Here is a 24,122-nt window from a genome sequence, read left to right on the forward strand (position 1 = left end):
AACAACGGAATGTCCAACCTGAAATTTATTTCCATTCTAACTATATCATTCTTTTAACTCAGCTGCATACTTCTCGAATAAACGTTTATATGGATATGCGACAATTACGATAAAAATAAGATTCAGCCCAAGAGAGGGAAAAAGTCTTAAATGAAGGAAGCTCGCAAAATCTATCGTTGTAAGGTTTATAACTTTTATCACTTGATAAACAATCATTTCCAGCGCCGAAACAGCAAGCAAACACATTACGGAAACAACCACAATATTACTATGAAAAATTTTCATTAATTTATTAAAAATATAGATGATAAAAGGGAAAGCAAAAAAATAGATACCTAAAATTTCTGTATAGACAATATCAAAAAGCAATCCAAAAACAAAGCCATAGATTACGCCAACATTTCTATTTCCATAAATTGAAAAGAAAAGAATGGTAATTAGCAGAAAATACGGAACAAAAATCCAATTTCTTCCAAAAGGGTCTGTTGGTAATAATTCCAGAAAAACACTTTCTAAAATAAACATAAATGAGATTAAGCAGCCAATTAAAACTTTTCTCATTGTTCATCCTCTTCAGGGGATAAAGCTGCCCTATCTACTACCATTACATGTTCAATATCATAGAAATCCGCTGCTGGATTGATAAATACTTTCTTCTGCAGACCATTTTCATCCGGCTCTACTTTTTCTACCGTTCCAATTGCTAAGTCTTTTGGAAAGACGCCGCCCATTCCTGATGTCGTAACAAGCTGTCCTTTTTCCACTTTCAAACCATTCGGGACTTCTTCCCAAGTCATAATCAATTGCTTCGTTTCTTTATCATAATCGGCAATAATGCCGAAAACTTCGGTTTTATCTTTATTCTTTTCCTCATCTTTCGGCTGAATAAAGGCGGAGATTCGATTAGCTGGATCTTCAGAGCTCAATAGTTGCACAGTAGCTGTATTTGGAGCGACTGATTTTATTTTCCCTATTAATCCAGCAGCAGTAATAACAGCCATATTTTTCTCAACGCCATCATTTTCTCCTCTATTAATGGTAACTAACTCCGTCCATTGGGAGGGATTTCTGCGAATTACCGTTGCTTTCATTAGCGTATAATCGCTTAAGGATTCTTTTTCTTCTAATGTTTCTTGCAATGCTTGGACATCTTTTTTGAGACCTTGAACCTGGTATTTAAGCTGAGCATTTTCCTCTAGCTTCGCCTTTAATTCCTTATTCTCTTCATATGTATCCTGTAAAGATTTGACATTATCAACAAAACCCACCACAAAATGGGCAGGTCTGGAAACAAGGGTTTGAACCCAGCCGGTTGTATCTTTTACGAATTGCTCCGGCCAGGTTAATTTATTTCGGTCACTTAAAGAAAACCCTATTAATGCCACGAGAATAATGATGCTAACAAGCAAAATAATCAGGCGTTTATTCATAAAAAACTGTGGCATGCTTATACACCTCGTGTAAAATTATCGTGAATCTTTTGCTTTATTTTTGAATAAATGAATATGATCTAAAGCTTTACCAGTTCCGATAGCAACACAATCTAAAGGATCCTCTGCTATTACAACAGGCATTTTTGTTTCATCACTGATAATTTTATCAAGATTCCGAAGCAATGCACCACCACCTGTTAGAACAATTCCGCGATCCATAATATCAGCTGCTAATTCTGGTGGTGTTTTTTCTAGTGTTACTTTTACTGCATCTACAATAGCAGCTACTGTATCTTTTAATGCTTTTGCAATTTCATCTGCAGTTATTTTGATCGTTTTTGGAAGTCCAGTTAATAAATCTCTCCCACGAATATCCATATTTTCAATTTGATCTAGATTTCCAGCACTCCCGATTTCCATTTTAATACTTTCTGAAGTTCTTTCCCCAATCATTAAATTATACGTTTTACGAATATAATTAACGATTGCATCATCCATTTCATCACCAGCAATTCGAATCGATTGACTAGTAACAATACCACCAAGAGAAATAATGGCTACTTCTGTTGTACCACCACCAATATCAACTACCATGCTTCCTGTTGGCTCCCATACTGGAAGGTTCGCCCCAATTGCAGCAGCAAATGGCTCTTCAATTGTATATGCATCTCTTGCACCAGCTTGGCGTGTTGCATCGATTACAGCTCTCTCTTCAACTGCTGTAATTCCTGAGGGTACACAAACCATAACATAAGGCTTGCCTGAGAAATAGCCCTTATTTTTAATTGCTTGCTTAATATAATATTTCATCATTGTTGCAGTTGTTTCATAATCAGCAATTACTCCATCTTTCATAGGACGTAATGCAACAACATTCCCTGGCGTTCTACCAATCATATTCTTCGCATCATTACCAACTGCTACAATACTCTTTGTATCTGTTTGTAGTGCAACTACAGAAGGCTCTCTTACTACAATTCCTTTTCCTTTTACATAAACTAGCGTGTTCGCTGTTCCTAAATCAATTCCAAGATCTCTTGTTCCAAAACCTAGCATAAATGTATCTCCCTTTCTGAAACTAATGCAATATTATAAAGTAGGTAGATATTCTCCTCTTTGTAATTATCTTCTAAATTGTTACTTATCTATATTTTGTCATGATTAGACATAAATAGCAAAAAAATCATAAATAATATTATAGCTTATATCTACAAAAAAGAACAGTATCATACATAGCCTTTTTCTTTTAAGCTGATAAATTTATTTTCCCCAATTATGAATAGTGATAGGTAAGAAACAACCTCGACATTACTCGTTAGGAGTTCTTTTCCCCCACTTCACACCGTACGTGAGACTTTCACCTCATACGGCGTTCCATCAACCTAACTATTTAAATTAAGCTCAACTTTTCTCTAAAACCCAGAACCTTTTCCCATGTTTTCTTTCCGACCATTGAATAATCTTTCGAGCTATGAATCATTTGATGACATTTTTCATGCATGGAAGCAAGATTAGGAACGCGATTTACTTCTACAAGTGGTAGTCTAGGGTTGATATGATGTATGTGAATATCATCCCCTTGTAACACCTCTTTACATACCCGGCATTTTCCCTTATCACGATTAAAAGCGTATGCGCGATTCATAAAATATTCAAAGTTGTATAGCTTTTCTTTATGACCGATTTTTATTATCTTGGACCAATTCAAACTAAGAAGTTCGTCTGCTCTAGCTTTTAAAGGCTTTTTACCAGTTCGCTTCATATATATTTGTCGTCCCAAATCTGTGTATGGTGTTTCACTTGGGCTTTTGTTCTTGGCTTTTTGCCAAGTACAGAAATCCAATCTTGTTACACCAATTTTCAGCCCATTATATTCAGCTACTGGTATTTTTGTATTATATTTTTCATGCACTGACCGTAGATTGTCCACTTGTTTTGCAGGCAACTTATATCCTCCGTGTTTCCGCAGTTTAAGGTATGCCGCATAATGAAGTTTATCCGCATATTTACGCAAGGACACATTTACTTTTGTTGTACATTCATAATATTGAATCAGCCCTCTAATTTTAGAGTTGATGAGATTAATCCAGTGAATCAAATCGTCTTTCTTTGTTGCACCTTTGATTTTCTTAATCGTTTTATGAATCTCTTTTACTTTTTCTTCTAATCGTTGTTGATTTGGTTTACTGACAAGTATATGCTTATTCTTCGCTTTCCCTTTAATTGCCTTGATTTCAAAGCCGAGAAATTTTATTGGTCGCCTTCTTATATCTGTTTATCTCTTAATTCTTGTTCTGATTTTAGATAGTTAGATTTTTGTTCCATTGCGTTTCCCTCTTTGGGAGGATGCAAGGTTTTAATCAGGTTTGCTCAAACGGCTTCCCTAACAAGTTGATTTAACTAAATAATCAAACTGACTATGCCCCTTCACTCCATTTCCATTACAGAAACTTCTATACTACTACGGGCTGCTGCCCCACAGATTCAATTGTCATTTCCTCCAATTTAGATGCTTTGAGGTTAACTCCTCTTACCATCACCTTCTGTGGTTCCGCTGTTCCTTACACTTTAGCTTTTCATGACTGTTTTAGCTGTCCTCTTTGACCCGTTAATCATCTTTTTGTCCACTGTTGGTAGGACGCAAGACACTAGTCCTTTATAGGAGTAGTACAGATTTTGCAACCACAAATACAAAACCCACGATTAAACTTCTTTTACAGAAGCGAGAAACTTCATTTTATTTCCCTCTACCTTTACGAGCCGTACGTACGAGGATTCCTGGCGAGTCAGCATGACAGTTTTATAGCCTCCCGCTTACTTCACTAACCACTTCGCAGGTCTGTTTTTCAACGCCTTTACCGAGCTTCATACATGAAAGTAGTTAACCATCCATGCATGTCGGAGTTTCAGAGCACCGTTACCAACATTTAACGATGAGTTGGAATTTCACCAACCTACTTAAGTGTAAAGTTCAAAGATATATAGTCTTTGCCTAGTTTTATTGCATATTTCTATACAGATTGTCTAGGAACAACGCACACTATGATCTAGCAAATCAATTCCAATAATTTTCCCGCATTCGACTAACCTTTTTGTAACTTCAATATCTTCTCTGCTTGGCGAAGGATCGTAGGGTAGAGAGCATGCGCCTTACTTTGTCACCAAAGTAGGTTTCACAGTCCCCCCCTCAGAACCGTACGTACACCTTTCAGCGTATACGGCTCGCCAGTTGACTAATCGGAATTTGCTTCTCATGGTGGTCATGATGGCACTTGTAGCATAGGACAATGGTTTTTCGATTCCGTTCAATCATGATCTTGTCCAGATATTTTAAGTTTGGTTTCTTTTTCAAGTCCTTTAACTTTCTTATGTGATGGACCTCCATCTGACCTTCTGTTGCACCACACGCTTCACATTTATTTGCTAATAGACGTTGTTCAAATTCCGTTCTTCCCGAATATTTCAATGTATTAACCAATATATCCATATCAGGTAGATCCGCTTTGATTGCACCTTTATGCTTTGGTAGGTCTTTCAACTTTACGAACTGATGAAGTTGTTCATTACCATGCTTGTCTTTTCTAAAAAGGGATAAAACGCCCTGTTTATGGGTTCGCATGCTAGAAGCAACCTTCATAGATGTACTTCTTCGTTTATTAGCGATTGTTTTAATGAAACTACTTTCAGCTAAATAAAATAATTTATCTAAATGATGATAATTATTAGCTAACTTGTAGTAATTTGCGATTCCTCGCAATTCAGCGTTATAAGTGTGGAGAATTTCCATTTCCGAATTGTTTATTAGTTTTGCTCTGTGTGTAATTTTAAAGTTGTCTAAATTACCATATCCGTTTTTAATTGCAAATTCTTTGATTTTCTTATTAGGAATCTCTAACTTTATCGCACCTGATAGAGTTCTCTTTTTCAATGGATGTTTTTGGTTTTTATACGTGACTGGTTTAACCTTAATCTCGTTCCATCTGTGAAATTGATATCCAAGAAAGTGAACTGGATTTTCTAGATGGGTAACAAGTGTTTTTTCGTCACTGAGTTCAAGATGAAGTTCCTTTTCAAGAAAATACTTAATCGTTTCCTTCATTTTCATAGCACTCTGTTTTGACCCAGCAATTCCAACCACAAAGTCGTCGGCATATCGGACATATTTCATTCTTTGATAGTTTTTGTCTATTGGGTCTATAGAGGGAACTTCTATTTGTTTCACTTTAAGTTCCTGAATATGGAGGACTAACTCCTCCCTACCTTCCCAATCACTATGCCCATTTCTTTCATCAAGTCTTTTAATCTTTCGTGATAGCGTGCTGATTTTTGACCGAAGCTTGATGTATTTCTCATTTCTTCTTCTAACCTTGCCTTTATCAAATGCCTTCATTTGTTTTTCCATAAACAGGTCAAACTCATGAAGGTAGATGTTCGCTAAGATAGGAGAAATGATGCCGCCTTGTGGTGTACCACTGTACGTTTTATGATACGTCCAGTTTTCCATAACTCCACTAGTCAGTGCATTATGAATCAAAAGTAAGAAACGGTGATCATTTATTTTCTTGGAGATAAGTTTTAATAGTACATTATTGTCAATATGGTCAAAGAAGCCCTTAATATCTCCTTCAATACACCATGTTAGTCCTTTCCATGTGTTTTTAATTTGAGAAAGTGCTGTATGACAACTTCTACCTTCTCTAAAACCATGTGAGTTTTCAGAGAATCTCGGCTCATAAACATTCTCCAATATCATTCTCATAACTTCCTGTACTAACTTATCTTTGAAATTAGGAACTCCAAGTGGTCTCTTTTTTCCATTGGATTTTGGGATATAAACCCTTCTTACAGGTGCAAAGCGAAATGTTCCAGCATTTAATTGTTCGATGATGTCATCTATTTTTTGTAAACTGAAACCATCTATTGTTTCATTAGACGTTCCCTTTGTTAGATTCCCTGCATTCGGATATAGTGTTGCATAGGCTTTAATCCACAACTCTTTGTTATACATAAGACGGTAACAATCCGTAATGATGTTTACTTTTTGAGAAGCACTTCTTATAACGTCTAACTGTCGAAATGGATTGGTTGCCATATTCATGACTCCTTTCTAGTTAACGTTAACATCAACCTGTCTCCCTTCCCCCTGCTAAACTCATTACAAGCAAACGTTGAGTAGTATGGAGACTCCGTTACCATATGCAATATTCATAGACCTATGTCTAATAGCCATGTGCGTGCACTTGCACGTAGGTAATCCCTGCATTATGACATAATTTTAGATGCGTGATGGTTAGGTATCCCTTTCGACGGTTTCCTCTAGTTGAGGATTGAAGAACAAACCTTACTATGGACAGGAAAGCAGAAATTTCCAACAGACGCTCCGGCGATATGTCTCCCATTTTGTCCTCATTGCCTGTTAACTATCGTAGACAATGGCGCACCCATCGCTCATTCGTCTAGGATTCAAGCAGTATAGCTTTTACCGTACATCACTTGGTCTGAAGAACTGACTCGACGTTAGATAACTTTGTCGTCTTTTCTCCTTTTCACATCATGCTCTGTTCCCTCTGTGGATTTCCCCTCAAGGTAAGATGCTGACCATAGAACATTGTAAGGAATTCTAGATTTCATAGAAAATCACTAAAATTACGCACCTTGCAGGCGCACACCAGATGGATGATTATGAAGACAGATAATCGATGCTGCAGATCTTCTAAATGCTTCCTTATATACTTCCCGGGGATGGACAATACTCGCATTTAAACTTCCAATAAAAACCACTTGCTTATGCATTACTTGATTCTTCGTATTTAAATATAAGCAAACAAAATGTTCTTGAGATAAAAATCTCATTTCATTCATCATATATTTGGCAGCATCTTCTGGTGAACGAATACAATATCTGTCTGTGAATTCTAGATTGGAAACACGTCGACCTAACTCGATTGCTGCCATCAGCTGTATAGCTTTTGCTGTTCCAATCCCTTTTATTGCTTTTAACTCATCAAGACTTGCATCCTTCAGTAAACGGAGTCCATCAAAATGGATTAAAAGCTTATTCGCTAACGTTAATACAGATTCATTTTTGGAACCTGTTTGAATCAATAAAGCAATCAATTCATGATTTGCCAAGCTCTCTGGTCCCTGTTTGATAAAGCGTTCTCTCGGTCGTTCATCATGTGGAAAGTCTCTTAATAACATAGAATCCATTTTTTATTTGTTCCTCCCTTATCAGTCGATTTTGGGAAGAATAGAATAGGGGACCTTTGATTTAATAAGGCATACTGAAGCCTTTTGCTTTTAATTCGCGTACTGTTCGAGAAATCGGAAGACCAACTACAGTGAAATAATCTCCTTTCATTTCTTTCACTAGTATTCTGCCTACTCCTTGAATTCCATACGCACCTGCTTTATCAAATGGTTCCCCGGTGTCTAAGTAATCGTGTATTTCTTCTTCTGTTAATTCCCAAAATAGCACGTCCGTTTTTTCATAGAATGTAGAGCATATTCCATTTGCCATAATAGCGACACCAGTATAGACAGAATGCGTTTTCCCTGAAAGCTGACTCAGCATTTGAAATGCTTCTTCTCTTGAGCGAGGCTTTCCTAGTATGACACCATCTAGACATACTACCGTATCGGCACCAAGTATAAATGATTCTTTGTCATTGGAATATATTGCTTCGACTTTTTTTCTCGCTAAGTACATGACGATTTCTTCAGGAGAAAGAGAAGAATCAAAGCTTTCATCTACATTACTACTGGATATAACAATTGGTATTTGGAGTTCTTCAAGGAGCTCTTTTCGTCGAGGAGAAGAAGAGGCCAATATGAGGGGTTGCTTTAACATCATTACACCTACCTACTTTTCAAATTGAGAGATACAAATTAATCCTATCAAAGAATGACAGGATACACAATTTTGAAACGTAATTTTTTATCGAATAGTAAATAAAATGTAATATGCCGAAATTTGAAGAAATATTTATATAATTATTTCTATATAACTCAACTTTCGCACACTGAAATAGGCAGGTAGACCTTGATGTAATTAGGTAATCCTGCAATCCAGTGTTGTAGTTGACTTTGAATGAACTTCTGAATTCTTTTGTTACTTTCTTTTAGGACATCTTGAAGAAGCTCGAGTAACTGCACGAGTGCGACAGCCCAATCGAGATCATTAATCTCCTCGCAAAGATCATAAAATAGACCACCTAATGTCCGTTGGTCTGTGCTACAACGATTCTGCCAGGAGAGGATAATGTATCTCGTAAAGACGATGGTGGTACGACAAATTAAGGAGTCATACGAACGACCTTGAAACTCCTTTTGTAGCTTTAATAATGATTTGGTTGTTTTGAAAAAGACTTCAATGTCCCAACGAATTCCGTAGATCCGAATGATTTCTTGTTCACTTAAGCTGCAATCCGTACTTAAAATCGCTAACCATTCACTCTTTTTATTACGATTGCGGACAAATACAATTTTGACAGGAACCTCATTCGCTTGTGTGGTATGGATCGAACGAAGGATTCCTTTCTTACCCTGGATAGGGGTGGCTAAGTGATACAGTTCTTTTAGATCGAACTTCTTTCCTTGGATAAGATAACGTTACTTTAAGTTTTTCACCATGCCAATGACATCAAGACCTTGATCTTTGATCTCTTTAATAAGTGGTTGATCAGTAAACCAAGTGTCCATCAGCACATAAGGGGCTTGGATACCAGTGTTTAATGCCCGCCCAATCATCGTTGGAATTTGTTCAGGTGCCGTTTGTAAAGCTTCTAAACGGCGCTTGTATCCAGAACTGCGCTTGTCAATGTTCTGTGACATTCCATTGATGATACTGTTTTTAGAGCTCAATAAAGAAAAGTCTACAGGCATAAACGTTGTACCGTCAGACCAACCCAATGTAAGCATACGAAACCCTTTGTAAAAGCGCATTTTTTGAGAATCGTGGTCAAAACAACGCGCAAGAAGTTCAACCGATTTACTTCGATTTTTATCATAAGAAGAATCATCCACAATCAGCACGTTGATCCGCTCATGATTCGTAAGCTTACTTACTTTTTCAATCGAATGTGCGCTTAATAACAGGAGGAACCTTCTCCATGAATAAGTGGAACGGTTTAAGAAACGATAGACTGCGTCTTTAGCTGGAATATCGGTTGATTTCTTACTTTCAAGTGTTCGAAACCAGTTTTTGTTTTCAAAGATCAAACAGAAAATGAGCTGAAATAAATAAGCACAGGTAAAGCCAAAAGATTTGGTAATTCCAGCTTTTCTAAGATGTTTCAATACGTTTAGTTCTTTAAAGGTAGATTTTATTTCATTTGGTAGTGCTTCGTTTGGTCATGATTCGCTATCATATAGAGGACACCTCTTCTGTATGGAATGTTTGATTCTCGACAAATCAACTATACCAAACGGATAGGTGTTTTTTCATGCATTTTTATGTGTCAATAATAGTACTTGAATGACAGCGGCAACTACTGCTGGTTGAACTTATCGCACATTTCTCGATGCGAAAGTTGAGTATATAATAATAACTGGATTAAGCATGTAGACAATTGTCATATTTTACTTTCACATTGCTCTCTAAGATATATATACGACAAATGGGTACTCTGTCTTTTAAGAGAAAAAAAGGGGAGCACTTCGTTTATAACGCTTCTACGCTCCCTACAAAAATTCTATTTAAAAATCATATCACGACATAATTGGCTAAGTAGTCTAACAATTGCTGTTGTACTGCCTCTATTTCTTTTTGACTACTATTTGTTGTTAATTTCATCGCAAGCTCTCCACCCTTCGCTAGGTGTGTCGCCATGTTTTGAATTTTTTCATTTGTAATAGTAGAGATCTTCTTCTCTTCCACTATAGAGAGCTCCTCCTCTAACTTACTTCTATCATCCGCAGAAATTGATTTATCAAATTGAGCGCTTGTAACTATTTGAAGAATAGAATAATAAATAGCTGACGATCCTTCAATAACAGCTTTCTCTTCCTTAGAAACATTCTCTACTTTTTTACCATTAAAAATCATCTCTTTTGCATAGGTTCCTTCTACTTGCTTCTGCCAAGCTTTCGCATCTTCTAAATTACTCGTAACCCCTAACAGAAGGAACTGTTGTTCTTCTATAGGAATAATTTGACTTACGGTCCCTGCATCTGTTAATTTTTTTTGATCATTTTTAGCCCGCTCTTCATTAGAGAAAACATTAGCTTGAAGGACATAGGTGCTGATATCTGCTTTTGTGGCAATTTCAGTAGCCGAAGAAGCTTGTCCATCAGTATTAGGAGGATTATTGGCTGAAGCCGTTATATTCCCATTTGTCGTGCTGGTCTGATCACTACTTACCATGTTTAATAAAATAAATCCAAAGCTAGTTCCTAATATGACGGCAAAAAAAACGGCAAAGAAAATAGAAGCGACTATTTCCTTTGGCAAACTCTTTTTCTTTCCTTCTTTTGTTTTGGTACTCTTTGAAAAGGATGTTGGCTTGTCCTTTTTATTTAATGGTGATTGAAAGGTAAACACGCTTTTCTCTTTATTTTTTGCTGGCATTTCCTCTGGTTCAGGCAGAATCCAATCAAAGCTTTCTTCTAGCTCTGCTTCTTGTCCAGCTGCAGACTCCTCGCTAAATACACCTTTTTCTTTTTTTTCGTTATTTTGGTCTTTATGAAAAACAGAAGGTTGATTCCGCTCCACTGTTTCATCTGTATCCTTATTTTGGAATGGACGGTCTTTTCCGTTGATTTTAATCGTTATCGTTTTGCGATTCTCCGGTTTTTCGTTCACTCGTCCTACCCCCATTTTCATTTATTTTGTTTATCCTATCATATTAGCAAAAAAAAATAACAAGACTTTTGTCGTCTTGTTATAGAATGATTTCGTCAAATTATTTAATTATTCGCCATTAGTTAGCAAAAGGATTTATTTTATTACCAGGTAACGGAACATCTAGTTTAGGTAAACTTTCTTGTAAATCTACTAGATCTGGCATATAGAAGACGGAAAAAGTAACATAGAATGTTAATAACTGATTTTCTTCATCTGAAATAGTTGTTTTTTCTTCTTCTCCAGAGAAATTAATATTCCTCACTAACACAATCCGTTCACTATTCTCAATTTCGGATATAAACTTTTCCAAGGCAAAGTAATCCTGTGCTTGTATTTCAAGTGTAGCAGTCATCTCCTTCATCCCAGAAGGCATTTCTATAGCAGGAAGCTCCGTTTCATCCGGATCCTCCGCCTCTTTTGTCTCTTCCTCCGTTTCCAGGCTAGTGCTTTTATCAAATTGTTCTTGTAATATCCCGACATCATCTGCAGAATTAACTTTTACCTCACCATTACTAAATACCATATTCTGTATCGTCGTTTCCGAAAGCAGCTCTGCTTTTTCGATATCGATTAATAGTTGGTCTGTTAACGGCTTTATCGGAATGCTTTTTTGCAATTCGAATGTATTTTTTTCTCCAGATTCTTTCTTCTCTTGAATATTTGTTTCTATCGCGGATAGAAGCTGTTGCTCTGTCTCTATCTGATTATTTTTTTTATTGTTTTCAAGAATTTTAGGCTGCAAATAAAAGAAATACATTCCTGCTAATATACAGATTATAATCAGCGTACTAATTATGGTAAGCAATCTATTCCTCTCAAGGTTCATGAATTAGAATCTCCTTGTTCCTTTTCTTCCTGATCCATTTGCTCCTCCTCTTTAATCGTTTCTTTATTTAAGAAGATTTGAAAAGAACCAATGTATCTTTGTACATCTTGCTCTGTAGAAAGAGCTCCTTCATCAACGGAAGTAGTAATAGTCGTTGTCGATAGTTTAGAGAGTGTAACATCGGTAATCCATGCTGAATCCATTAGTCTCTTTAAATAATAGGCAGCTTCTCTAGTAGTATCAAATTGTGCCTCCAGTTGGATTGTTCCATCTTCATTATAAAGAAAAGATAGAATAAACCCCCTCTCAGGTAGGTAGGAAGTTAACTCTCTTATCACTGGAACGGTTTTTAAAGGATAGTCCTCCGCCCAAATGACTGCTTTTTCTAATTCTCCAGCAGCATTTGAATTTTCATAGGTAGTCAGCATCGTTTGTGATGTTTCCACTTGTTCCTTAATTACATTTACTTGTTTTGCCAAATCATCATTCTTTTTCTGAATGGAAAGACCAATGAAAAGCATTGCAATTAAACAAAGGAGTGCCGCACCAGCAAAGATGGAAAGAATATAAATGGATTTATTACTTCTTTTTTCTCTTTTTGGCAATAAATTGATATCTACTAACATCTATTTCACCTCTTTTAAAGCTAATCCTAAAACAAGGTGAAAGGCACTTGGCAAAGATCGCTTAAATCCAGTTAATAGGCTATCTACTTCTGGCATAATAATAGGCAGCTCAAAACGAGTAGATAATTCTTCTTTCATGGTTGGTAGCATTGGGTGGTCGCCCGTCAAAATAATTTTCATCAATTGTTCTCTTCCTTGGTGAATAGAGTAACGATAAAAATCCATTAATCGGTTTACTTCTCGAAAAATATTATCATATTCAATCATGAGCTCCTTGATATCCCCTTGAAAGGAAAGCTCTGAATGCTGTGATCGATTTACTCGAATTTCCCAATCCTCGCGTATAAAGGTAAACGGCAAGAAGTGGGCAAAAATCGGATATCCATGCTCAAAAATAGTAATATTCACATTTTCTAAATCCATATGTACAAATAATAGTCTCTCCTCTTCAGCAGCTGCATAGAGCCGTTCATATATACGGAAGGCTGCTAACGAGGAAATATCTGCAGCAACTGGATATAGCTTTGCTTCGGTTAAAGCATCCACATATTCCTGCACTAATTCTGCTTGTGCAGCAATTAAAAGAACTTCTTTTTTTTCTTCTTCTTTTAAAACGACTGTGTCAAAGACTGGCTCTTCGAATGGGAGATGGATTGATGTGCCAATTTCTAAGTATAAATACTCATTTAATTCATCTTCTTTAATATCTGCAGGAATTGATATTTTCCGAATAATAATTAACGCATCTGGAACGACCATTTGAATTTCCCTTTTCTTTATTTTCCAAGTTTCCGCACATTCTTCTAATATTAACTGTAAGCTGTCTTTATTGACCACTTTACCATTTCTAATGATGCCTTCTGGCAAAACCCGTTCCCCCCATTTGATTGGTTGAGGAGGATTTATTTGTTTCATCTCCATATATCGAATGGAATGATCATTAAAAATGAGTTGGACAGTTCTTTTATTTCGAAACAACCCCATATGACATCTCCTTATATGTTAAGAAGTTGAAAGTAAAAATCTATTAAATCTGATCCATAAAAATAGGCGATAAGTGTGCCTAAAACAATATATGGGCCAAACGGAATTGGCTCCCTCTTCTTAAAATGCTTTAATAACATTCCTATTATACCAATTACGGCACCAAATAAGGAAGCTAAGAAAAAAGCCAATAAAACTAATTTTGGTCCCAATACAAAGCCGATGACAGTAAATAGCTTGATGTCTCCACCACCCATGCCGCCTTTACTAATAACTGCAAGGAATAACAATAAGAAAAAGCCAACTGCAGCTCCTGAAATGGAGAAGATCCAAGTGTTTTGAGGAATAATTATTTTTACTATAATAAAGATTATAGTAAAGATAACCAATACTTTATCTGGAATAATCATATAAGCAAGATCGGACACAAGTATAATCATCAACAATGAGATGAGCGTCCATGCAACTACAAGTTCACTTGACCACCCTAATGTAAATGGTGCCAAAATAAACAAAAGACCGGTTATCAATTCGACAATCGGGTAAATTAGGGAAATTGCAGCCTTACATTGACTGCATTTTCCCTTTTGAAAAATATAAGATAATACAGGTATTAATTCATACCAACTTAATGTATGTCCACATTTTGGACAAGCTGACCGCGGAGAAACAATCGACTGATTTACAGGGATTCTTAGTCCGACTACGTTAAAGAAGGAGCCGAATAGAAGCCCGTATAGGAAGATTAGGAATAGCATTATAGTCTATTTATCCTTATTCAGCAGTTTTAGATACTACTTTTTCCCTAGATAATTCTGCTTCAGGTGTTTCATTAATTTTTCGTTCACTTCCAAATAATCTAGCCTTATAACTATATTTACCTTCTTCACCTTTTGTAATTATTACATAAGAGAAGTTCCCACCAGAAGTAGGGCTAGTAGTAGTTCCTTTTTCGTAGCTTCCACCATCTGGATCTTTCACTGTATCTAAATATCCTTGTTCTTCTAAATACTCCATTGTTATATACTTTGAACCCGAACTCGGCAATAACCCAGTATCAGCCGATACAGCCAATTTAGCAGAATTAATCATCTGCTGTGCGTTTGCCACATGAGCATCTTTCTTTGTGTTGTCGATAATTTTCCCTACACTTGGTACAGCGATTGCTGCAATGATTCCAAGAATAACAACAACAGCAAGTAGCTCAATTAACGTTAAGCCTTTTTGATTTTTTATATGATTTTTTATTTTTTTCATATTTTACGGCCTCCCTAGTTCTTTTTCACTATTCTAAATAGTACTTTAGCAGATTCTCTTTTTAAAAGGAAGAATTATTTTATTGAAAAATTAAGTATGCTTCTTAATAATTATCAACTTGATTAAAGATTTCAAACATTGGTATCATCAGCGCGGAAACAATAATCCCGACAAGTCCTGCTAATAGAACAATTAACAATGGCTCAAGAATTGCTTTTAGCCGATCTGTGCTAACTTCCACTTCTTTTTCGTAAAAGTCAGCAACTTTTCCGAGCATCAGGTCTAAGGACCCTGTCTCCTCCCCAATCGCAATCATTTGGGTAATAAGAGGAGGAAAGGCCCAGTGCTTTCTCATTGGCTCAATCAACGACTGGCCATTTTCCAAAGCAGTATGGGATTTGTTCACCACTTCTGCAATTACTTTATTTTCTACTACTGATTCTACAATGGTTAATGCCTGCAATATTGGTACAGAACTAGAAAATAAAGAGCTTAGTGTACGTGTCATTTTTGCTAGTTCCGCCTTCTGTAGTAGCTTCCCAATAATCGGCATCCTTAATACCGCATAATCCAAATAATATTTAGACGTTTCATTATTTCGAAGTAGCATAAACACAATCGTAAATAGTATCACCACAAATGCAATTAACCACCAAAAGGATTGTACAAACGCACTTGCATTTAGCACAAATTGGGTAATAAACGGCAATTCGCCACCTAAACTAGCAAACATTCCAACAAAAATTGGTACAACATAAATTAATAAAAAGATGACAACTAATATAGAAAGTAATCCTACAGCTGCCGGATAAGCAAGAGCGGAAATAATTTTTTGTTTTGTAAAATGCTGTCTTTCATAATGAATAGCTAATCGTTCGAGCGTTTCATCCATATTACCACTCGCTTCTCCAGCTCGAATCATATTGATGAACATCGGCGAAAATACTTTTCGATGCTTTTCTGCCGCATTAGATAGCGGATTCCCTTCTCTTAGATCCTCTTCCACTGCTTTTAAAACCTTTCGCAGTGCCTTACTGGAGGTTTGCTCTGCAAGTATTCTTGTTGAATCGATAATAGAGATACCTGCAGACAAAAGCGTTGCGAACTGTCGTAAATAAATAACCATATCCTGCAATTTCACAGGATTGCCAATGACAATATCCTTTGTAAAGAATGATTCTTTGACTTCGATTATTTCTGTAACTCGAATACCTTGATCTCTTAGTGAAAATAATGCTTCCCGTTTTGATGGAGCATTAATATTTCCCTCTCTTTTTCCGTGAACCGTTCTCCCTGTATACTTAAATCGAGCCATTAATTGACAACTCCTGTAAATATTGCGCAGCTAAGTCTTGATGTATATGACCCCATTGAACAAGCTCTTTAATGCTATTTTCCAATGTTACCATCCCCTGTGATTTGGATGTTTGCATAATATTCATGATTTGATGAATCTTCTCATTACGAATTAAGTTAGCCACTGCTGAATTGTTTAGGAGAATTTCCAAAGCAACGACTCTTCCTCTTTTATTGGCTGTTGGAAAAAGGCGTTGAGACACAACAGAAACTAAGACAGAAGCTAATTGAATTCTAATTTGTTGCTGTTGTTCTGGTGGGAACACATCAATAATTCTATTTATTGTTGCTGGTGCTCCTGAGGTGTGTAATGTTCCTAATACGAGATGACCCGTTTCAGCTGCAGTAATTGCTGTTTGAATCGTTTCTAAATCTCGCATTTCCCCTACTAAGATTACATCTGGATCCTGCCGTAATGCAGCACGCAGCCCGTTTGCAAAATTATTTGTATCAAAGCCTACTTCTCGTTGATCAATAATCGACTTTCCGTGTGAATGATAATATTCGATTGGATCTTCAAGGGTAATAATATGCTTATGGAAAGATTCATTTAAATACCGAATCATTGCTGCTAAAGTGGTCGATTTTCCACTTCCCGTAGGACCAGTTACAAGGACAAGGCCTTGTTGCTTTTCAGCTATTTTACGTAAAATAACCGGCATACCAAGCTGTTCGATAGTTGGAATAACTGTTGGAACAATTCTCAAGGCGAGTGAAACTTGTCCACGCTGTTTAAATATATTGACTCGGAAGCGAGAAAGACCCTTTATTTCATAGGAAAAATCTAATTCCCCTTTTTCTAAAAAAGTTTCCCATAATGTTTCCGGGGCAATTTCCTTTGCGATTCCTTCAGTTTCAGCTTTCACCAAGCTATTTTCGCCAATCCTTCTCAAAACGCCATTCACGCGGATAACAGGTGGTATCCCGACCGTTAAATGAACGTCAGAAGCTCGATTTTCATAAGCTGCCTTCAAAATTCCATCTAATTTCTCTCTCAAGATATTCCCCTCTATTCAGGAAGAACGACTCTTAATACTTCTTCCGTTGTTGTAATTCCCTGTTTTACTTTTAATAACCCATCATCAATTAAAAACACGGTTTTATCCTTTTCTGCTTGCTCTCTTACCTTTAGAAAAGATTCACCGTTCATGATTAATTTTCTAATCTCTTCTTTCATAACTAGGACCTCGTGAATCGCTATTCGTCCACGATAACCTGTCATATTACAGGAAGAACAGCCTTTTCCACGAATAATATGCTCAATAGACATTCCTCGTCTTGCAAAAATCTCTCTTTCTCTTTTTGTTGCTTCTTCTTCTCTTTTACAATCTCGACAAACCTTTCTAACTAACCTCTGTGCAACGATTCCATTTAAAGAGGATGCTACCAAAAATGGCTCTACTCCCATATCAATTAAGCGGGTAATCGTTCCAATCGAATCATTCGTATGAAGGGTACTAAGCACTAAATGACCAGTTAAGGAAGCACGGATTGCCACTTCCACTGTATCCTTATCGCGTATTTCTCCCACCATGATGATATTTGGATCCTGTCTTAAAATAGAACGTAAACCAACTGCAAAGTCCATGCCTGTATTTAAATTCACTTGAATTTGATTGATTCCTTCCAATTGGAATTCTACTGGATCTTCGATTGTTAAAATATTGACTTCCTCATTATTCAACTGATTTAATGCTGCATATAAAGTAGATGATTTACCTGATCCTGTTGGACCGGTTATTAATACAATCCCATTCGGCTTTTGCAGCATTTTATTAAATAATTGGAGATTGTAGGGATGAAATCCAAGCTTTGTAATATCATTCAAAGCACTACCTAAGTCAAGTATCCGCATTACAATTTTTTCGCCATATACAGTTGGTATGGAGGAAATGCGCAAGTCTACAGGATGTAATTCCAGATTAAACTTAATTCTACCATCTTGAGGCAGACGATATTCCGTAATATCCAGATTGGCCAGTATTTTTATACGTGCAATCAAAACACTTTGCATATGCTTTGGCAAAATTCTTTCTGTGCGAAGAACTCCATCTATCCGATAACGAATCGTTACCTTTGTTTCATGGGGATCAATATGAATATCACTTGCTTTTGCATGAATAGCATTCGTTATTAACTGATTGACTAGCCTAATAATCGGAGAATCTTGGACAACATTTAAATCAACTTCTTCCTCCTGTTCCACAGGGAAAAGCAATTCTTTAAATTCATCATCCACATCATAATATTTATTAATTGCCCGAACAATATCATCACGTGTTGCAATCGCCGGCTCAATTTGAAATCCAGTCGTTAGGCGAAGGTCGTCTATTGCAAAATAATCCATTGGATCCGCCATCGCAACAAATAATTTATCGCCCTCTATTTTTAAAGGAATTAAAATATTTCTTTTGGCCGTTTCCTTTGGTACGAGGGAAAAAAGATTTTGCTCAAAAGGATAACGATATAAACTAATATGTGGGATTCCAAGCTGAAACTCCAGAACCTCGATTAATTGCTGCTCTGTTATTAATCCTTCATTAAGCAAAGCATCTCCAAGTTTTTGATTATGGTTTTTCCTACTCAATGTTTCATCTAATTGTTCTTGGGTAATCAGATTAGCCTCTATTAATAAATCCCCTAGTCGTTTGCGCGTATTCTTCATTATCATCTTCCTTTACCTATTGGGTACTATGCATGAAAAACGACATTTCCATTAACTTATGTTACTCGGCTATTTTTCAATAATTTGGCTTTCATCTATCGAATCATTTGTATCAGCATCTTCCTTTTTCTGATCATTTTCTTCATTTATATCATTCTCTTCTTCAGATGGTGATTCCTCATCTATTGTATTGTCATCTAAATCTTCCTCTATAGGCGCCTCTTGGCCATCTTCCTTGTTATCTGTTGGCTCTATGTCATTTAGAAGTCCTCGAACTTCTACTCTATAAATAGGGGGATAATAATCAGTAGCTACTGTTTCTCTTTTTACCTGATCTCCCTTTTTATCCAATACTTCTTTTATGACGACAACAGAGATACCCTTTTCCCCTTCCTGTTTAACCTGTACCTGATCTCCCTCAAGCAAAGAATCAAATTGGACGATTGTTTTCGGTGCATATTCTTCCTTCTTTTCCATAACAATCTCATAATTGTTCGGAAATTCCTGCCCCTTTAATTGAAGGATTAATTGATTCTCCTCTATCTTAAGTGCAATTATATAAGCATGCTCATTTGGATTAGTAAAGCGTAAATCTAATTGTTCACGTAAGCTTGCTTTCGCTTCATAGCCAACATCTACATAATCAGGAAGCTGCTTGCTTATTGTACGCTCCCTTATGTCAAAATTCGTTTGAAGAACTAATTGATAAATACCTGTAGCCAGTACACTTACCGTTTCATCCTTTACGCTTTTCTGATTTACATCCTCTAATAGTCCTAATAAAGAAAAAGTAGTTTTTGGTAAAATAGTTATTTCTTTAATAGCTGGAATAACTGATTCTAGTTCTTCTATATTACCAGGCACTGTCATTTCGACAGTATTTAATACATCTTTTCCGGAAACATAGGAAGCAAAATAATCTTCTACTATTAATTTTTCATCTACTTGAAGAATTGTTGCAGCTTCCAATAATGCTGATTTTAATAGATCAATGTCGATATCTTCCATGGAAAACGAATTATACTTTTCTAATTCAGTTTGTAAAATTTCTTCCTTTACTTCCACGACAAAAGCATTTTTATTATTTTCGGTTATATTCTTTAGTGTTTGTTCTATATCAAAGGCAAATATATCATTATTTATCTGAACCGTTTTTTCTTTATACTGAAACTCATATACAGCATTGGCTTTCCAACCATAAAGATGTTTTCCAAGCGTGTTTTTTGCTTCTAATTCTGTTAATCCGCCAATGTTTATCCCCGCAACACTTGTGTTAATGGGATACAGCTCTTCTTTACCTGCCTTCTGAAAGGCATAAACACCTAAGCTGGTGCCTCCAAAAAGGAAAAATGTTGCGATAAAAAGCCTAATAAATAATGTGAAAGTTTTTTTATCCATTCTGTGTTCTACCTTTCTAAAAAAAACGGCTTTAGAGAATCCTTTTGTTTGCACTTATAAAAATAAAAGTTAGGATCTACCTTTTTAATCATTATCTTTTGGTAAATCACTATTATCTAATATTCTAATTTTTTCTAACCTTTCTAAATAACGTCTGTTTGGTTTTTCTTCTATATCCTCTAAATGATCTTCCTCTTTATCATTATCTTTATTAGCATTTATTTCTTCTAAAAAAGCTTCAATTGAGTTTTCCCTGACAATCACATTATCATTTTTCCAATAATCCTCTTTTGGATGGGATTCGGCTGTATCTAATGTAGCATTGACCCAATCACTTACCTTCTCTTGCCTATTTACATTCTCCGTTTCTTCTGGAACACTCATTACTTTCGAGCCTGCCTCCTCTTTAATGAGTGGAAAATCTTCTTCCTGAATAGGTTTCAATTCTTCTTGTTCTACTTTTTCCACAATAGAATTAGAAGTTATTTTATCCTCATTCTTTAATGAAGGCTTACTTTTATCATTAATTAGCTGGTTATTTTCTTCTAACTCTATGTTTTGCTTATTCATGTCTTTAGCAGTAAACGTTGTTATGTATTCACTATGCATTTCTTCTTTAAAGAAATAACGGGAGCTTTTTTGCATAAATAAAGGCAGCATCAAAACCAAAAGCAATAGACTTCCTAAACTAATCATAAAGCTCTCATATAAATATTGAAGAGCAAAACCGATATTCGAAAGAACAAAAGCAACCGCAACAACCGCTAACCTTCCCTTAATCGTCATACTAGAAGGAAAAACAACAAAAATTAATGTAATAATTAGTAAACAAACGATAGAAATTAATAATACTTGCATTTTAATCACCACTATTCCAAATAGTAAGAACAAACTAGACTTTATCTATTTTCCAATGCATTTAGTCCTACATTTTTTCGTTTTTCTTATCATATGTATTGTATAATAGAATCAATTATTTTTAAAGAATAGGCAAATAGTTTTATCTGATTATTTCCCTTTTCCTTCTATTTAAAATTTCCATCTAGGAGTGGAGGCAAAAGCATGCCCTTTAAGCGTTTCATACAAAATGATAAAGGTATTTCACTAATAGAAATTTTAGTTTCAATCGTTTTATTAAGTATTCTCATTACATCCTTTCTCACTTTCTTTCCACAAGTATCTTCCTTTAATCAGAAGACTGATGAGAGATTAACAAGCGTTACACTAGCAAAAAACTGGTTAGTTCAAGCACAAAATAATGAGAGTATTTTATATAAACAATTGATTAATCTTACAGAAAATCCATCTACTTCGGTTAATGCAGGCAATTTACCTTTATTAACAAATATAAATAGAAATTCAGATGCTATAGAATTAATCTTTAAAGAAAATAACTATTTTATTCATCTTTATCTATATTATCGTGAGGAAATACTAAAGGGAGCAAATACGCTTTATAAAATACGGATCGATGTTGTCGATGAACAAGATAAATTAAACAGCAATATATACGGATATATTACGAAAAAATAAAGGGAGAAAAAAGATGATGATTCGTAACGAAAGAGGACTTACTTTAATTGAATTGCTAGTTTCTATCGCACTCGGTTCGATTGTGCTAGTCCTTATCTATCAGTTCTTTTTTCAAGGAATTCACTTCTCGAAAGTAGTCAACGATAAAACATTATTACAGCAAGAAGCGAACTATATGGTTTCAAGCATGACAAAAATTCATCAAACCTCCGATTCCTATTCTATTACATTTGATCAAAATCCAAATGCGACGTTTATTACGGTAGATGGGAAGCAAAAAATTACGTTTCAGAATAAGAAATTCCGATATGAACTGATGAAAAGTTCAGGAAATAGAACCAATAAAATCTATATTCCTAATTTGTTTACAGTTAATCCACTAACAGAAGATGTCATCCTAACAATTAAAATTACGAGCAATGATAAGGAAAAACAAACCTATCAAACAACTACAACCTTATCAAGATTAAAATAGAATGGAGGGAATTGTCATTGCGTTATTTAAATGAAAAAGGAAATACACTTGTACTTATTCTCGCGCTTATATCTGTTTTTAGTATTCTTTATATTTCAATTGTTGGTGTATCGATAACCAATTCTAAACAGATCACGATAACAGAAGATAATGCACAAGCCGTTTCCATTGCCGAGATGGGAATCACCTATTATAAAACAGCCTTATACAATAAAAGCACCGAGGTAAAAGCAAATAGTTCTTTTAAGGATAGTATCAATCAAACAATTACGAAACAAATAAGTAATACATTCGGAAAAATTACAGCTAATAATAAGGAATCTACAGAAGCAGAAATTAATAAAGCTGCTTATTTTAGTAAATTATCTGCAATTGCTTCCAATCAATATATGGAAAAAATTAAAAGTGAACTAGAATCTATAAATCATACCTTTTTTCAAAACGTGACTGTTCCCGTTGATACTACAGCGGGAAGCTCTTTTATTATTTCAAACGTAAAGCAATCTAGTAATCAGGATGGGATCACCTATACATTTGATAGCAAAGGGATTAATGGGGATAAAGAAATCACGTTATCGTCGGTCATTACGATTCCGATAAAACTTAATCCCATTGTTTTAGAGGTAGATGCTAGTAGTGGAACAGGAGACAGTAACGATGGCGGGAATAATGGCTCATCAGAAGACCAATCGATTGCAAAGACAGGGTTGACTGGAAATGATATTCCGGATCCTGGGACATTGGCGGCTTGCGTGAGTGAGGATAAATTTCCAGATCGATTTTCAAGCAAGTGCCAATATAACAAAAATACAACGATTACAAACAATACAACGATTACAAATGGAGCAATTATAAAAACTAATGGTATTTTAACAATGTCCTCCAATATTAATCAGTTTTCGAATTCAACAATTTACACAACTAACGATTTCCATATCACTGGAAATATAAATGGGATTTCCGCGATTAATATTCATGTAGGAGGAGAGGCAAAATTTAATAATTTAAACAGTTCCGTTAATAATTCAATTATTGAAGTAGCAAGGGACGGAACTTTCGAAAACATCAGTACAATTGACTCCTCTATATATGTCGGTGGGAAAGTTATCTTCAGGAATGGGAATAGCTTCACAAAGACCAAATTAGAAGTAAAAGGTGATTTAGAAAGCAAAAATTGGAATAATACATCTGATAGCATTATTTCAATTGGGGGCACTGCAGAGATCGATAATATCAATAGTTCCTTTAGTAATACAGTTCTTTCAATAAAAGGCAAAGCAACTATCAATCATATTAATAATCCTGGAGATAATAGTATAATTAGTATTTTAGGGAATGCTACCATTTCGGCTATAAATAACCCATCAAAAACAGCTATCTATATTGGCGGTGATGGGACAATTAACAATATAAACATGGGGAATGATTCCAAAATATGCGTAAGAGGCACTATAAGTGTACCTGGAAACTTTAATCTAAACGGAAATGGCAAAGTATATGCTTCAGCAATCTCAGCTAATACTAGTAACAACAATAGAAGTAAAATTGACACGAATCCTAATAATTTTGCGACGAATTGTAATAGTGGCTTTACCGATGGAGATGGCAATAATGGAGGAACTAATACTCCAGAAACAGTTTACATGCCATCCATCGTCAATGATTTACGAGTTGAAGATAGTAAAATTAATGTAGATTATAATTATTAATTGTGGTAGTCTCTAT

General features: G+C 35.5%; 20 protein-coding genes and 3 pseudogenes. 3 read left to right on the forward strand and 20 right to left on the reverse strand.

Features of this window, described 5'->3' with window-relative positions; all coding sequences use genetic code 11:
• Window positions 1-45: 45 nt before the first annotated feature.
• From mreD to AB3U99_RS16575, 20 genes and pseudogenes are all read right to left on the reverse strand, one after another.
• Complete coding sequence (gene mreD, locus AB3U99_RS16480; RefSeq protein WP_400242638.1) at window positions 46-561, reverse strand: rod shape-determining protein MreD; 516 nt, start codon at window positions 559-561, stop codon at window positions 46-48.
• The gene (gene mreC / locus AB3U99_RS16485; protein WP_400242639.1) at window positions 558-1,445 is read right to left on the reverse strand and encodes a rod shape-determining protein MreC; all 888 of its coding nucleotides are present in this window, start codon (window positions 1,443-1,445) and stop codon (window positions 558-560) included. The genes mreD and mreC overlap by 4 nt, the downstream gene beginning before the upstream one ends.
• 21 nt (window positions 1,446-1,466) lie before the next feature.
• Window positions 1,467-2,489: a rod shape-determining protein gene (locus AB3U99_RS16490; RefSeq protein WP_400242640.1), complete on the reverse strand. Its 1,023-nt coding sequence runs from the start codon at window positions 2,487-2,489 to the stop codon at window positions 1,467-1,469.
• A 334-nt stretch (window positions 2,490-2,823) separates the two neighbouring features.
• Window positions 2,824-3,378, reverse strand: coding sequence for an HNH endonuclease (locus AB3U99_RS16495; protein WP_400242641.1), 555 nt, complete (start codon window positions 3,376-3,378; stop codon window positions 2,824-2,826).
• A gap of 1,079 nt (window positions 3,379-4,457) precedes the next feature.
• Window positions 4,458-4,562 (reverse strand): annotated as a pseudogene (locus AB3U99_RS16500) (JAB domain-containing protein); the annotation flags it as partial.
• Between the two features lie 79 nt (window positions 4,563-4,641).
• Window positions 4,642-6,525: a reverse transcriptase domain-containing protein gene (locus AB3U99_RS16505; RefSeq protein ID WP_400242642.1), complete on the reverse strand. Its 1,884-nt coding sequence runs from the start codon at window positions 6,523-6,525 to the stop codon at window positions 4,642-4,644.
• Window positions 6,526-7,100: 575 nt separating this feature from the next.
• Window positions 7,101-7,634 (reverse strand): annotated as a pseudogene (gene radC / locus AB3U99_RS16510) (RadC family protein); the annotation flags it as partial.
• Between the two features lie 70 nt (window positions 7,635-7,704).
• Window positions 7,705-8,283, reverse strand: coding sequence for a Maf family protein (locus AB3U99_RS16515; RefSeq protein WP_400248104.1), 579 nt, complete (start codon window positions 8,281-8,283; stop codon window positions 7,705-7,707).
• 158 nt (window positions 8,284-8,441) lie between these two features.
• Window positions 8,442-9,802 (reverse strand): annotated as a pseudogene (locus tag AB3U99_RS16520) (transposase).
• A 335-nt stretch (window positions 9,803-10,137) separates the two neighbouring features.
• The gene (locus AB3U99_RS16525) at window positions 10,138-11,235 is read right to left on the reverse strand and encodes an SPOR domain-containing protein (protein ID WP_400242643.1); all 1,098 of its coding nucleotides are present in this window, start codon (window positions 11,233-11,235) and stop codon (window positions 10,138-10,140) included.
• A 118-nt stretch (window positions 11,236-11,353) separates the two neighbouring features.
• Complete coding sequence (locus tag AB3U99_RS16530) at window positions 11,354-12,103, reverse strand: hypothetical protein (RefSeq protein WP_400242644.1); 750 nt, start codon at window positions 12,101-12,103, stop codon at window positions 11,354-11,356.
• Window positions 12,100-12,729 carry a hypothetical protein gene (locus AB3U99_RS16535; protein ID WP_400242645.1) on the reverse strand — a complete coding sequence of 210 codons (630 nt, stop codon included), beginning with the start codon at window positions 12,727-12,729 and terminating at the stop codon, window positions 12,100-12,102. Before AB3U99_RS16535 ends, AB3U99_RS16530 begins: the two co-directional genes overlap by 4 nt.
• Window positions 12,730-13,713: a type IV pilus biogenesis protein PilM gene (pilM, locus tag AB3U99_RS16540; RefSeq protein ID WP_400242646.1), complete on the reverse strand. Its 984-nt coding sequence runs from the start codon at window positions 13,711-13,713 to the stop codon at window positions 12,730-12,732. It lies immediately after the preceding gene.
• Window positions 13,714-13,724: 11 nt separating this feature from the next.
• A complete protein-coding gene (locus AB3U99_RS16545; protein ID WP_400242647.1) occupies window positions 13,725-14,471 on the reverse strand; it encodes a prepilin peptidase in 747 nt (248 codons plus the stop codon).
• Window positions 14,472-14,487: 16 nt separating this feature from the next.
• A complete protein-coding gene (locus AB3U99_RS16550; RefSeq protein ID WP_400242648.1) occupies window positions 14,488-14,970 on the reverse strand; it encodes a competence type IV pilus major pilin ComGC in 483 nt (160 codons plus the stop codon).
• 103 nt (window positions 14,971-15,073) lie between these two features.
• Window positions 15,074-16,285, reverse strand: coding sequence for a type II secretion system F family protein (locus tag AB3U99_RS16555; RefSeq protein ID WP_400242649.1), 1,212 nt, complete (start codon window positions 16,283-16,285; stop codon window positions 15,074-15,076).
• On the reverse strand, window positions 16,272-17,324 hold the full coding sequence (locus tag AB3U99_RS16560; protein WP_400242650.1) for a type IV pilus twitching motility protein PilT: 1,053 nt from the start codon (window positions 17,322-17,324) through the stop codon (window positions 16,272-16,274). Before AB3U99_RS16560 ends, AB3U99_RS16555 begins: the two co-directional genes overlap by 14 nt.
• An 11-nt stretch (window positions 17,325-17,335) precedes the next feature.
• A complete protein-coding gene (locus tag AB3U99_RS16565; RefSeq protein WP_400242651.1) occupies window positions 17,336-18,991 on the reverse strand; it encodes a GspE/PulE family protein in 1,656 nt (551 codons plus the stop codon).
• 69 nt (window positions 18,992-19,060) lie between these two features.
• The gene (locus tag AB3U99_RS16570; protein ID WP_400242652.1) at window positions 19,061-20,389 is read right to left on the reverse strand and encodes a VanW family protein; all 1,329 of its coding nucleotides are present in this window, start codon (window positions 20,387-20,389) and stop codon (window positions 19,061-19,063) included.
• A gap of 84 nt (window positions 20,390-20,473) precedes the next feature.
• A complete protein-coding gene (locus tag AB3U99_RS16575) occupies window positions 20,474-21,247 on the reverse strand; it encodes a hypothetical protein (protein WP_400242653.1) in 774 nt (257 codons plus the stop codon).
• Window positions 21,248-21,451: 204 nt separating this feature from the next.
• Here AB3U99_RS16575 and AB3U99_RS16580 point away from each other — a divergent pair, with 204 nt between their 5' ends.
• The 3 genes from AB3U99_RS16580 to AB3U99_RS16590 are packed head-to-tail and all read left to right on the forward strand — an operon-like array spanning window position 21,452 to window position 24,106.
• A complete protein-coding gene (locus AB3U99_RS16580; protein ID WP_400242654.1) occupies window positions 21,452-21,922 on the forward strand; it encodes a prepilin-type N-terminal cleavage/methylation domain-containing protein in 471 nt (156 codons plus the stop codon).
• A 13-nt stretch (window positions 21,923-21,935) separates the two neighbouring features.
• On the forward strand, window positions 21,936-22,397 hold the full coding sequence (locus AB3U99_RS16585) for a PilW family protein (protein ID WP_400242655.1): 462 nt from the start codon (window positions 21,936-21,938) through the stop codon (window positions 22,395-22,397).
• A 17-nt stretch (window positions 22,398-22,414) separates the two neighbouring features.
• Window positions 22,415-24,106 (forward strand): hypothetical protein, encoded by a 1,692-nt coding sequence (locus tag AB3U99_RS16590; RefSeq protein WP_400242656.1) that lies wholly within the window; start codon window positions 22,415-22,417, stop codon window positions 24,104-24,106.
• The last annotated feature ends 16 nt before the right edge of the window (window positions 24,107-24,122 follow it).

Source organism: Niallia tiangongensis (assembly GCF_044704065.1).
Taxonomy (GTDB): domain Bacteria; phylum Bacillota; class Bacilli; order Bacillales; family Cytobacillaceae; genus Niallia; species Niallia tiangongensis.